Origin of the sequence: Rhodococcus sp. IEGM 1372 (genome assembly GCF_030056835.1) — a bacterium.
Taxonomy (GTDB): Bacteria; Actinomycetota; Actinomycetes; order Mycobacteriales; family Mycobacteriaceae; genus Rhodococcoides.
The window spans coordinates 52372-64948 of record NZ_JASHKS010000013.1; the positions used below are offsets into that span (position 1 = coordinate 52372).

A 12577-nucleotide genomic window follows, 5' to 3' on the forward strand; every position below is an offset into this window, starting at 1 on the left:
CGCGAAAGCCTCAGCCGACCGTGAGGAACCCTCTACGACTGCCGATACCCGACAATGGTGCCGGCGAGGCCGGACACAGTCCCATGCGGCTCTCACCGCGCTCCGTTTCCTTCGCTGGTGACGCAGGGAACCCACACCGACCCCAGAGGATTTCTTCTGTGCATTCTTCTTCAGGCCCGACGCGGCGTGTCCGCGCTACCCTCATCGCCTCGATCATCGTTGCTGCCGCGGCATTTTCGGCAAATGCTCCAGCTTCGGCGGACCCCGCTGCACCCCCGGCGAACGCATCCGAAGCCGTACGACAACTCACTGAACTCAATGCGACCGCATTCACTCTCACCGAGAGCATGTACGCCGCGCAGGACACCCTCGATCGTCGCCGCGGCGAACTGAGTACCGCAGTTCAATTCGCCCACGAGACCTCGGCGGCGGCTCGGGAAGCCGAAGTGGCCGCATCTGCCAACCGTCGAGCACTGGCCACAGCTGTCGACGCCGCGTACAAAGGTGTACCGCAATCCCCTCTCGGGGCCGTTCTGGTCGCGGACAGCCCACAGCAACTACTCGATCAGATGGTGTTGTTGGACCGGATCCTCGCCGATCGAGCCGCTGCACTCGCCGACTCGACACAGATCGACGACGAAGCGCGAGACCAGCTCGAACAAGCCCGGCAAGCACAGGCGTCCGCTGCGGTAGCCGAGGCGGACGCCGCACGTACACAACGCGACCTCGAGCAACGCCAGACCGACCTGGCCGATCAGATCGCCAAAATCACCGACCAATTCGCCGCCCTCACCGATGCGGATCGAGCTGCCATCGTCAGCCCCGGCACCACGAATCCTTCCGAGCTACCCGCCGCCGTCTCGGCTGCGAGTGGAACATCAGCGGAGGCGATGCGCATCGCCCTCGACCAACTCGGCAAACCCTATTCCTGGGGAGCTACCGGGCCGGGGTCCTTCGATTGCTCCGGACTGATCTACTTCGCCTACAAACAACTGGGACTGACCGTTCCACGCGTGGCCGCAGACCAAGCACGAGCGGGCACACCTGTCTCCCGCGAATCAGTGCAACCGGGTGACTTCATCTCTCTCTACTCACCGATCGGACACATCGGGATCTACATCGGCGACGGGAAATACGTCAACGCCCCCACCGGCGGCGACGTCGTCAAAGTCGCGCCCGTTCCCTGGGATGAAGTGACCGCAATCAACCGGCCCATCGCCACCTGATTCGATGTCCACGGTCCGGACGCCGCGACTGCGAGGAGACCGGATGCCCGTGTGGCAGACCGGTAAGATCGAACCGGTGAGGACTTCAGCCACGGAACCTATGAACCAGAAGTGGCTCCTAGGTGCTGTTTGCGCTTCGATAGTGCTGTTCGGAGTCCTTCTCATGCATTCTGCGCCGATGTCGTTCGCAACGGCGACGAGTATCGGCGAACACTCGATGACCTCGACGGTGAGCGCTCCACCTGCCGTCGACGAGCATTCGGGAGCATCATCTGCGACAGCATCGGAGAGTGGTTCCGCAGCACACTGCGGGAACGGCTGTGGCGATCACAGCTCGGTCATGCATCTGTGTCTGGCTATCATCGGTGCTGTCGCGGCGTTGGCCGTCTTACGGGCAATCGTTGTGGGCTTCGCCGGTTCTCTCGTCCACGCTGCGCGACTGTCGGCAGTTCGTCATCGAACCGGGCACCCGCCACCCTGGACCATATTCACTCTCTCCGAATTGTCTGTGCTTCGGATCTGACAGGTGACTCACCGTTGTGTGAGACACAGATATCGACAGGCCAGTGCGCCTGTCGATCCGAACCACCCCCCAACAATTTCAGGAGTTTGTTATGCGTTCGAATCGACCTACCCGCTTCACGATCGCGATAACGGCGGCCTCCGCTGTCGCCGCCGCAGTTCTCGCTGGCTGCAGCAGTAACGACGGCGAAATGAACATGCCCGGCATGTCGAGCAGCGATACACCGGCCTCGTCGTCCTCCGAGAATTCCGCCGAAGCATCGGCCGAATTCAACGATGCCGATGTCACGTTCGTCGAAGGGATGTACCCCCACCATGCACAAGCGGTGGAGATGGCTTCACTTGTCGACGGCCGAACCGAGAATGCTCAGGTCATCGAGCTGGCCCAGGCCATCGAAGCAGCTCAAGCACCGGAGATGGAGCAGATGAATGCCCTGCTCACCGCATGGGGACAGCCCGCAGCGTCCGCCGACATGGGCGGAATGGACATGGGCGGAATGGACATGGGCGGTATGGACATGGGGAGCGGTGGCATGACCGGCATGATGAGCCAGGAAGACATGGACATGTTGTCGGCCGCCAACGGAGCGGAGTTCGACTCCATGTGGCTCACCATGATGATCGAGCACCACAAGGGGGCAATCGAGATGGCTCAGATCGAGTTGGCCGACGGCTCCAATGCTGATGCCAAGGAGCTTGCCTCCACAATCATCGATGCGCAGCAGAGCGAAATCTCCACAATGGAAAGTTTGCTCGCCCAGTAACTCTCAATTCTGGGAACTATCAACCGTAGGGCGGGGCTCGGCCGATACCGAGCCCCGCCCTTCGGTTTCGAAGGACCTGGCCCTTTTAGCTGCCACACCGATCAACACGGCCCCGGAAACATGCCCTCCCCTGCTGATGCACCCGCCTGCGGGGTCCTTGGGACACGCAGATCCGCGGTAGGGACAGGGGGCGGCTCTCGGATCGGGTCATCGCGGCCCGGCGGGGGCGCGCCGTCGACAGAGAGTGGGTTCGATACCACCGGCACTGGCAGTTGGGGAGGCGTGATCTTGCACGTGCGGCTGCTCGGCTTCCTTCTCAGATGGGTAACACAACCGAACTGACGAATTCATTGCGTATCCAGGCAATGAACAGACCCCACACCCCCGTCAGCAGGGCGACACCGACGGCGATCATGATCACTCCGCCTGCCACTTTGATTCTCTGCGAGTTCCGCCGTAGCCAGCCGACACCGCGCATCGCCGAACTCGAGCCGAACGCGAGGACCACGAACGGTAGACCGAGTCCCAGACAGTAGGCGACGATGAGAGTGACGCCGCGCGCTGCGGTTGCGCCTTCAGTGCCAGCGGCAACGGACAACACCCCGGCGAGCGTGGGGCCAAGGCACGGCGTCCAGCCGAGCGCGAACACGCCACCGAGCAGCGGCGCTCCAGCAAGAGACGAGATGGTTTGCGGCGCGAATCGAGTGTCGCGTTGGAATGCGGGAATGAACCCGATGAACGTCAAGCCCATGATGATCGTGATGGCACCGCCGACCTGCTGAAGCACCTGTTCGTTGATGCGCAGGGTGCCGATGACCCCGAAAATCGAGGCGGTGGCGAGGACGAAGACGATGGTGAAGCCGGCGACGAACAACCCCGCTGCACCTGCCACGCGCCAGCGGCTTGCCAGCTTCGGCGGTGCTTCACCAGTCGAGGCGGCGGCGAGCGACGGCACGTCGGCACCTGCGATGCCCGCCAGGTACGACAGGTAGCCCGGCACCAGGGGCACCACGCACGGTGACGCGAACGAGACCAGCCCGGCGAGCATACATGCGGCGATCGCCAGTACCAGAGGTCCGCTCGATGCCAGATTTTGGAACGTCGAGCCAACGCCGCCTTGGGCAAGAAGAACAGTCATTCGTCTGCTATCCGTTCGACGACAGGGAGCAGGTCTTCGGCGAGGAGGGCACGCATGAACACTGCCGCCACCCGGTGCTCTCGATCGAGTACCAGCGTCGAGGGAATCACGCTGGTCGGGTAGTTCCCGCCGAGGGCGATCAGCGTCCGCATCGAGGGGTCGTAGATCGAGGCGTAGGAGACATTGTTGTCGACAACGAAGTCCTGCGCTTTGTCCTTCTGCGGATCTCGAACATTGATACCGAGGAACTGCACACCGCGCTCGCGGGTTGCTTCGTAGACCTCTTCGAGGTCGTCGGCTTCGCCGCGGCAGGGGCCGCACCACTGACCCCAGAGATTGATCACGACCACCTCGCCGTCATAGTCCGACAGAGCGGTGTTCTTACCTTCCTCCATCAGATCGGGTCCGGCGAGTTCACCGATGGTTCCGCGCGTTTCGGGGGGATCGTAGACGATGTCGGTTTGACCACCGGGTGCAACGAAATCGAAGCTACCTCCGGAGGGCACGGCGTCGGCGCCTGCGGAACATCCGGAGACCAGGAGTACAACGGCAAGGATGGATGCCGTTGCCGTGGCGGGCAGACTGCTCTGTTCGCGTGTGCGAGCCCCCGTAGGGCGGCCGAGTCTCATGAAGTCGACGCCTTTGCTGCAGTACGGATCTGCGCCGATGTCTCGAACATCGTGGGATCGGTGACGCGGTCGATGCCCCAGTCTTGGCCGGTGACGAAGCTCGGGGCACTGTGACTTCCCTCTCCGGAATGCACTACGGACACGAGGCAGTCAGTTGATTCGGATCGTGGTCGTGGCTCCTGGATCCTGGTCCGGTCGATACCCGGTCGGCAACACCGGCCGGGTCGACGCGGGATTGACGCGACCGGTGCCGCATGACCTCGCCGAAGCACAGGGCGGCGGCTAGCAGGCGACATCAGTTCAAACCCGCGTACGAATGCAGTCCGGAGACCACCATGTTGATGATGAACAGGTTGAACAGCATGGCCACGAATCCGGCGATGTTGATCCACGCGGCCCGGGTGTCACGCCACCCGCTGGTGGCCCGGGCGTGCAGGTACGCGGCGTAGATGATCCACGCGATGAATGAGACCGTCTCTTTCGGGTCCCAGCCCCAGAACCGACCCCACGCGGCCTCCGCCCAGATCGCGCCGAGGATGACACCGATTCCGAACAGGGGAAACGCGAAGATGGTGGTCTTGTACGCCAGCACGTCGAGCGAGTGCGCCGAGGGGAGACGAGCGACGATCCGGCCCACTCTGCTGTCGGGGACGGCGTTGTTGTTGGGATATCGGATCCGGATCAGGAACAATGTGCTGGCTGCACCGGAGATCAGGAACACCCCGCTGCCGAGCGAGACGACCGAGACGTGCACGGGGAGCCAATACGACTGCAAGGCTGGTACGACGGGCGCCGCGTTGGCATAGAGCACAGTTCCGGCAATGAAGAGCAGGATCAAGGTCGGCACGAGGACGAACAACCATAGTGTGCGCAGTTGCTCCGAGCGCAGCACGATCAGTCCGGCAAGTATGCCGGCCGCGCATGTGACGGAGACGAATTCGTACATGTTTCCCCACGGCGGGCGGCCAGTGGCGATCCCGCGCAGGACGATCGACCCGATATGCAAAGTGAGTGCGAGCATTACCAGGGCGAGTCCCGTGCGGCCCAGGCGTTCGGACGGGGCTCTTCGCTCGGGGACCGGCACGTATCCCGGTGTCGATGATGTCGCTGCGATCAGTTGCGGATGCAGACTCGAGGCCCGGCTCAGAGTCGCTGTTCGTGTCGTTGCGAGTTGTGCGATGAACAGGATCGCGGCGAGAAGGTAGACCACGAAGGCGGTCTCGAAACTGATGTCGCTCCAGCGGGCGAGGTTGTCGTCGATCGGCATGGCGCTACACCGTTTCTGTATCGAGGGTCTCGGAGTGGTTCTTTGTCCGCGGCGTCCAGATTTCGGTGCGGAGGGTCTCGAATTCGGGTCCCCATCCGGCGTGATCGGTACGGGCGAGCCCGCCCATCTCCACGCTCGATCGGCCTGTTTCGGCCGGGAGTACACGGAACCAGACTCGACGTCGCTTGATCACCAGCGAGACCAACAGTCCGGTCATCATCGTGATCGCGAACACGAGCACCCACAACTGTGCGGGGTCGTATCCGACCTGCAGGTTGGCGAATTCCTTGGCGCCGTTGAATCGAATGTTGGTGCCGTCGGTGAGGGTCGTCGATTCACCGGGACGCAGGTTCACCCGATCCTGCTTGACAAGTCGGCCCTGGTTGATCATCTCCTGGTCCAGGGAGAAGATCGACTGGGGTATGCCGGTGTCGAGGCCGGTATCTCCTTTGTAGATATCCACTGCCACAGCAGGATCGACCAAGTCCGGGAAGCGGGAGGAGAGCAGGGTTCCGTTGAATTGCGCAGTGGGAGCGAAGAGGCCTTCGATGGCGATCTGGCCGCGGCGTCGCTCATCGGCGGTGGCATAGGTCCCGCCGGGTGGATCGAAACGCAACGCCCCGCTACTCAGGAACGTGGTGGCGTCGTCGGGCCGGAACTGCAGGGCCTCGGTTCGACTCTGACCGTCGGGGAAGGTCACGGTGAATTCGGGGGCGTATCCGTGGCCGGTGAGGTAGATGCGTTCATCTCCGAGCCGGAGGGGTTCGTTGACTTTGAGTTGATAGTCGCGCCAGGTGTCTGCGGCGATGTCGTCGGCGGACTGGTAGGAGATGTTCGAGGTGAACATCTCTGCCTGGCCGTTCTCAAGGTAGTCGGCGTTGAAGTCCTTGACTCTGATGCAGAACGGCTCCAGCCCGGTTCCGTCGGTGCTGTTGCCGGCCCGGAAGGAGTCGTAGATGGCGGGCGAGGTGTTGCAGAAACCGGGCCCGTTGTCGGCGATGACGATGACCGATCCTTCGTAACCGAAGAGCTTGCCGATGGCGATGGCCGCGAGCAGACCGATCAGCGAGAAATGAAAAAGTAGGTTTCCCGCTTCGCGGGTATAGCCCTTCTCGGCGGAGAGGGTGAGCGCCCCATCGGGCTCGGGCCTAACGGCAGTACGCCACCCTCTCAAGTGGGGCGCGATGTCGTCGATGACGGTTTTCGGGCTACCGGCGAGAGCGCCCGAATGATGAAGCGGTAGTCGCGAAAGGTTTCGGGGTACGCGAACTGGCTGTGCGCGAAGGGCTTTACCGTGTTCGATCATTCGGGGAGTCAGGCAGCCGATCAACGACACAAACAGTAGGACGTAGATGGCGGTGAACCAGAAGCTTCCGAATACGTCGAACAATTCCAGCGTGTCCATGACGGCCCCGAGAGCCGGGCGCGCTGCGATGTAGGAATCAACCGCCTGGGTGTTGAGATTGCGCTGTGGCAGCAGGGCGCCTGGGATTGCTGCGATAGCGAGCAAAAACAGCAGCACCAGTGCCGTTCGCATCGAGGTCAGTTGCCGCCACCTGTTGCGCACCGCAGCGATTGCTCTGCGTAACCGTCCCTGCGATGTGAGCGCCGGGGTTTGATCAGCTGTCACACCGCCACACCCTTTCGACGATTGCATCTCAATTACTATGCAACATAGTAGTTGATGGGCCGTGTGCAGTTGTGTGCGGTAGTCGCCTGGGCGAGAGGGTAAGTGCTGCAACCACAAACGTGGTACTTGGTCCATCCGGAACGCTGCCGGGCTGCGGTTCGGTTTAGGCCGCTTTCGGCCCCACGGTAGGCGCGGATCGGTTCTTCTACTCATGCCGTCCAAACGCGTTTCATCCCGCGGAGTAATACCTGTGCGGTGAGATCAGGCACACTTGCACTAGCTGTTTTGCGTGCCGAGTACGAAGCGGCGCGGTTCCCTCTGCAGTTGATCGAGGATGTCGCGATGTCCCAACTCGATGAGCGAGCGCCACTACGACTGGCCTACGAGGATGTACTGGTCACCGTGGATCGCGCCGCCGCGCACCTGCTCGATGACGGGCCCGCCGCCCTCTGGGTCACCACGGCCCTGCGCCAACGTCGAACCCAACAATGCCTGGCAGTTGAGGGTGCGGCCCGCATGGAACGCTGGAGGCGTCACCGCACACGGTATTCGTCGCTAGCGCGGGTAGACGGCGACATGGATCTGCTATTTTCGTCGTGTGTGTCCGATTCGGTTGAGCGAGTGTATTCGCCGAATTCTGCTCTGGTCCATCATGGCGGCCACGGCAGTGGCGGTGCTGATGATGTCGCAGGTCGCACACACCACCGCAGAGCCCGGCCACGCTCCGCTGGCTGCGGTCATCGAGAGCGTCCCGGAAATCGAGCACACGTCGGCGCCGGAGCAGGACGAGGGGATCGGCGGTAGCGCGTCCAGTCATCACGACAATCACGGATCCCTGATCGGGTCCGTCCACATAGCGGTGGCGATCCTTGCGCTAGGGCTGGCAATGTTGCTGCGCCGGACCGGATGGACAGTGCTACTGCACCAGCTTCGAGGTCTACAGGCATCGAGATCGTCGCCAACTGAGAGGTCGGTCTCTCCCCCTGCGCCGATGTCCGTGCTCGACGCGGCATGCCTTCTGAGGGTGTGAGAGGTCTGCGTTTGCGCAGATCGGTCCACCTTTCTTCTCGCGCGCCGCCTCCGCGGTGAGGGCGCGAGCCTGCCTCGTCGAGGACAACGCCATGCATATCTTCTTCAACGTTTCATCGTCTACGCCGCACCTTTGTTTCCCTCATCCCAACCCCGCCGCGCCTCCTCCCGGAGTCGCGATCGTCCTTCGCGAGGCCGGGCCGCACGATCTACCGCAGAGCGCGCAGTTGCACCTCGACGAGCTACCGATTGGCCTGCTCCCCGAGCTGGGAGCACGGTTCCTGCGCCGGTGGCACCGCAGCTTCGTCAACCGACGACACGCCATCGCTCTTGTCGCAACCGATAGCGAAGGCGCCGTCGTCGGATTCCTCCTCGGCACCCTCGATCACCATGCCCATATCGGTGATCTACTGCGCGAGAAGATGACCGTGCTGCCGTTGGCTGCACACGCCGGTGCGGCGATGGCAGTCCGCCCGCGCACCGCCATGCGGTTCGTTCGTACGCGTCTTCGCCCCTGGTGCAGAGCGGTGGCGCGCGCTCGGCCCATCCCACTGCCGAACGGCGAACCCGAGACTCCCCCGGCCGACAGTGTCGCCGTCGTCGTTGCGATAGCGGTGAGCCCACGGGTGCGAGGGATCGGAGTGGGTGCACAGTTGCTCGACTGGTTCGAATCCGACTCTGCGCGGGCAGGTGCACGTTGCGCCGAGCTGTCCACCGATCTCGGGGTGGCCGACAATGCAGGCGGCTTCTACGAGCGCCTCGGATGGCAGAAAAGCGGAAACCGTCTCGATCGAGATGGCCGGACCATGCAGACCTACCGGCGAGAGCTAGACGGCCGCTGCGGCCGTGCTCCGCTCCCCTTGTCGGTCCCACCAACCCGGACGACCGCGAGCACTGCCCCGTCGACAGAAACGAGACGATGATGTCAAGCACCCGACGAACGGTGTTCGAACTCGTGGGATGCACTGCGCTCGCAGGCGTGCTGCTTGCAGGAGTGTTGTTCCCCATCGTCGGTGGCCTGGGATACGTCTCGAACCGCGCCGCTGACACCGACGACAACGTTTCCGGCGAACTCGCCGAGGGCGTAGTTCCTGCCATCTCGACGATGACGGACGTGGCAGGCAACCCGATCGCGTGGCTATACGAGCAACGCCGTTCCGAAGTGCCGAGCGCGAAGATCTCCAACGAGATGAAGCTTGCGATCGTCTCCGTCGAGGACCGGCGCTTCGCAGAACACCAGGGCGTGGACTGGCAGGGAACGTTGCGAGCGTTCTTGACCAACACCACCAGCGGGCAGGTCGAGCAGGGCGCATCGACACTCGATCAGCAGTACGTGAAGAACTATCAATTACTGGTCGTCGCTGACACCGACGCCGAGCGGCGTGCCGCGATCGAGACCACGCCGGCTCGCAAGATCCGCGAGATCCGAATGGCGTTGTCCTTGGACAGAGAATTGACCAAAGACGAGACATTGACCCGCTATCTGAACCTGGTTCCGTTCGGCAATGCCTCGTTCGGCATCCAAGACGCCGCGCAAACCTACTTCGGTGTCGATGCCAGCGAGTTAACGGCGACGCAATCAGCGATGCTGGCAGGGATGGTTCAGTCCAGTTCGGCACTGAACCCGTACACCAACGTCGAGGGAGTCACAAGCCGCCGAAACCTTGTCTTGGACAACATGATCGAAACCATCCCGAACCGAGCCGCAGAATTCGAGGCCGCCAAATCCGAGCCATTGGGGGTGCTGGCCGAGCCCAACACCCTCCCACGTGGATGCATCGCCGCCGGTGATCGAGGGTTCTTCTGCGACTACGCACTCCAATATCTTGAGGACGCCGGTATCAGCCGCGAGCAGATCGACGAGGGCGGTTATCTGATCAAAACGACTCTCGACCCGGCGGTGCAGAACTCGACCCAGGCCGCACTGACCGCGAACACAGATCCCGACCTCGACGGTGTCGCCACCGTGATGAATGTCGTCGCACCCGGACAGGACGAACACCGCATCCTCGCCATGGGCAGTAGTCGCACCTACGGACTCGATGCCGACGCCGACGAAACGGTTCAGCCGCAACCGTATTCACTCGTAGGCAACGGCGCCGGGTCGATCTTCAAGATATTCACCACTGCCGCCGCGATGGAACGCGGACTCGGCACCAACGCCACACTGCAGGTTCCCCGGCGCGTCGAGGTCAGGGGGTTGGGCGACGGCGGCGCGCGTAACTGCCCGGCGGGCGCTTACTGCGTGGAGAACGTCGGAAACTACCCACCGGCGCTGACGGTCACCGACGCACTGGCGCAATCACCGAACACGGCGTTCGTGAAGTTGCTCGAGTCCGTCGGTGTCACACCGACAGTCGACATGGCAGTGCGGCTAGGGCTTCGCTCCTACACCCTCCCCGGCTCGTCTGGATTCGACGAGCAGAGCATGGCCGACCTCCAGAAAGAGCAAAGCCTCGGCTCGTTCACACTCGGACCTACCTGGGTCAACCCGCTCGAGCTGTCCAACGTCGCAGCTACCCTCGCCTCGGGAGGTACTTGGTGCCCGCCGAACCCGATCGACTCCATCTCCGACCGCGAGGGTGTAGCTGTACCGGTCACACAACAAGCGTGCGAGCAGGTCGTCGAACCCGGCCTGGCCAACACACTCGCCAACGCGATGAGCAAGGACGACCAACCCGGAGGAACCTCGGCATCGGCGGCCGGGTCCGTGGGCTGGACGCTGCCGATGTCCGGGAAAACCGGCACTACCGAATCCAACCGATCCTCGGGCTTCCTCGGCTTCACCAACCGCTACGCCGCCGCCGTCTACACCTACGGTGACTCACCGACACCGGGCCAGATCTGCTCCTTCCCACTGCGGCCCTGCAGCTCCGGGAACCTCTACGGCGGTAACGAACCCGCACGAACCTGGTACGACGCGATGGACCCAATCGCCACGAACTTCGGCCCCATCGAGCTGCCACCGGTCGACGACAAATACGTCCGCGGCTCCGCCAACGGCCAAGTACCTGAGGTCAGCGGCATGAGCCAGTCGTCGGCCACATCGAGATTGGAAGCAGCAGAATTCTAGGTGACCGTCGTCACCACCACCGGTCAGGGCGCTCGCGGTACCGCTACCGGCACATCCCCATCCGGCGCGGCGATCCCGGGATCGCTGATCACGCTGTACATCAGTGACGGCTCCCCCGCCCCCGACCGCACGCCCACGCCAGCGCCGCCCAGTATCGACATTCCCGGCCTGCCGCTACCGCCGCCGCGGTGATCACCCACGACACTCACCCTTGAGACCCCCGCGCACGAAAGGAAACGCCATCACAGTCAGCCGTCGACAACTGCTCACAGCCGCAGCGGTTTTGCCGCTCACAGTCAGCTGCACCATCAACACCGCCGACAGACAATCCCCCAGCCTCGCACCGAGCAGTAACGCATCTCCCGCACGGTCCCCGGCCGTGAGCGCACCGAGCAGTCGATCATCGGCCCCGGTGAATCCGGGGCGGTGGATGCCGACAGCTGGCGAAGTGATGCCCGAGATCAAACGCGCAGCGACGAGCTTCCTCGAAGCAGGTGGCAGCTGGAGCGAGGGAGGAGGAGTACTCGACAGCTTGCGCACCGCAGGGGTATCGCTCGAAGTCGCGGCGACGGCAGCACTGCTTCAACCCGACGAGGCCCTCGCCAGCACCCTGCGAGTGGTGTATCCGCAGTACGCCGGAATCGGTCCAGAGAGTGCTGCAGTGATCGTGCTGTTCGACCAACTCCTACAACGCCCCACGCTCGCGCAGCCGGCTGAGACGACCCGGCAGATGGCACTCGATATCCGGCTCAAGCGCGACATCGCCGCTGGCGCGGCCTGGACGGTGGAAAAGATCAACCCTTTGACCTCTCTTGGGTCCCCAGTACCACTGACCGCCGCTGCGTCGTCGGTGCTGAGCAGCCCTCGCATCACGCTCTCCGAGCCTGCACGACTCGACATCGGAACCGGACGCATCAACAACAATGTGCTCCAGATCATGCTCGGACTTGCCGATCGATTCACCTACGCAGTGCAGGTGATGCACACCGGTCACATCCAGACCGTCTTCCCGCACCCGCGCTTGTCCAACCACGCAGTGGGACGAGCGGTGGACATCCGAGAAATCAACGGTCGGCGCGTTGTCGACGATCCCTTCAACAACCCAACGATCTCCGAATTCGTCACTGCGGCAGCCCTACTGGGCGCAACCGAGGTCGGAGGTCCGACCGACCTCAACGGTGACCGTCCAGGATTCTTCACCGACGACGTGCACAGCGACCACGTCCACGTCGGCATCACCCCGGGCGACGCACCGGCGCATCTGCGATGACACCGAACCGGATGGGCACTTCGGCCTGA

General features: G+C 63.1%; 12 protein-coding genes and 1 pseudogene. 8 read left to right on the forward strand and 5 right to left on the reverse strand.

What is annotated here, in order from left to right:
* The first annotated feature begins 158 nt into the window (after nucleotides 1–158).
* From QM590_RS13550 to QM590_RS13555, 3 genes are all read left to right on the forward strand, one after another.
* Nucleotides 159–1226, forward strand: coding sequence for an NlpC/P60 family protein (locus tag QM590_RS13550; RefSeq protein WP_243610572.1), 1068 nt, complete (start codon nucleotides 159–161; stop codon nucleotides 1224–1226).
* 100 nt (nucleotides 1227–1326) lie between these two features.
* The gene (locus tag QM590_RS25950) at nucleotides 1327–1749 is read left to right on the forward strand and encodes a DUF6153 family protein (RefSeq protein ID WP_411742196.1); all 423 of its coding nucleotides are present in this window, start codon (nucleotides 1327–1329) and stop codon (nucleotides 1747–1749) included.
* A 43-nt stretch (nucleotides 1750–1792) separates the two neighbouring features.
* Nucleotides 1793–2512: a DUF305 domain-containing protein gene (locus QM590_RS13555; protein ID WP_306437489.1), complete on the forward strand. Its 720-nt coding sequence runs from the start codon at nucleotides 1793–1795 to the stop codon at nucleotides 2510–2512.
* Between the two features lie 316 nt (nucleotides 2513–2828).
* Here the strand turns inward: QM590_RS13555 and QM590_RS13560 are convergent, their stop codons facing one another.
* On the reverse strand, nucleotides 2829–3650 hold the full coding sequence (locus tag QM590_RS13560; protein ID WP_032375700.1) for a cytochrome c biogenesis CcdA family protein: 822 nt from the start codon (nucleotides 3648–3650) through the stop codon (nucleotides 2829–2831).
* Nucleotides 3647–4279, reverse strand: coding sequence for a TlpA disulfide reductase family protein (locus QM590_RS13565; protein ID WP_080736598.1), 633 nt, complete (start codon nucleotides 4277–4279; stop codon nucleotides 3647–3649). Before QM590_RS13565 ends, QM590_RS13560 begins: the two co-directional genes overlap by 4 nt.
* A gap of 154 nt (nucleotides 4280–4433) precedes the next feature.
* Between QM590_RS13565 and QM590_RS13570 the strand changes: the two genes are divergently transcribed.
* Nucleotides 4434–4565 (forward strand): DUF3703 domain-containing protein, encoded by a 132-nt coding sequence (locus QM590_RS13570; protein ID WP_080733457.1) that lies wholly within the window; start codon nucleotides 4434–4436, stop codon nucleotides 4563–4565.
* A gap of 9 nt (nucleotides 4566–4574) precedes the next feature.
* Here the strand turns inward: QM590_RS13570 and ccsB are convergent, their stop codons facing one another.
* The 3 genes from ccsB to QM590_RS13590 all read right to left on the reverse strand — a co-directional run bounded on the left by ccsB (nucleotide 4575) and on the right by QM590_RS13590 (nucleotide 7713).
* Nucleotides 4575–5546, reverse strand: coding sequence for a c-type cytochrome biogenesis protein CcsB (gene ccsB, locus QM590_RS13575; RefSeq protein WP_032375699.1), 972 nt, complete (start codon nucleotides 5544–5546; stop codon nucleotides 4575–4577).
* 4 nt (nucleotides 5547–5550) lie between these two features.
* A complete protein-coding gene (gene resB / locus QM590_RS13580; RefSeq protein WP_052061714.1) occupies nucleotides 5551–7203 on the reverse strand; it encodes a cytochrome c biogenesis protein ResB in 1653 nt (550 codons plus the stop codon).
* Between the two features lie 342 nt (nucleotides 7204–7545).
* Entirely contained in the window at nucleotides 7546–7713 is a 168-nt protein-coding gene (locus QM590_RS13590; protein ID WP_155288775.1) for a hypothetical protein, read from the reverse strand.
* A 115-nt stretch (nucleotides 7714–7828) separates the two neighbouring features.
* Between QM590_RS13590 and QM590_RS13595 the strand changes: the two genes are divergently transcribed.
* The 4 genes and pseudogenes from QM590_RS13595 to QM590_RS13610 all read left to right on the forward strand — a co-directional run bounded on the left by QM590_RS13595 (nucleotide 7829) and on the right by QM590_RS13610 (nucleotide 12548).
* Nucleotides 7829–8206, forward strand: a complete 378-nt coding sequence (locus tag QM590_RS13595; RefSeq protein WP_155288774.1) for a hypothetical protein — start codon at nucleotides 7829–7831, stop codon at nucleotides 8204–8206.
* A 91-nt stretch (nucleotides 8207–8297) separates the two neighbouring features.
* The gene (locus QM590_RS13600) at nucleotides 8298–9128 is read left to right on the forward strand and encodes a GNAT family N-acetyltransferase (RefSeq protein WP_243610571.1); all 831 of its coding nucleotides are present in this window, start codon (nucleotides 8298–8300) and stop codon (nucleotides 9126–9128) included.
* Nucleotides 9128–11470, forward strand: a pseudogene (locus tag QM590_RS13605) (transglycosylase domain-containing protein). Before QM590_RS13600 ends, QM590_RS13605 begins: the two are co-directional and overlap by 1 nt.
* A gap of 238 nt (nucleotides 11471–11708) precedes the next feature.
* Nucleotides 11709–12548, forward strand: coding sequence for a hypothetical protein (locus tag QM590_RS13610; RefSeq protein ID WP_094656082.1), 840 nt, complete (start codon nucleotides 11709–11711; stop codon nucleotides 12546–12548).
* Nucleotides 12549–12577 lie beyond the last annotated feature (29 nt).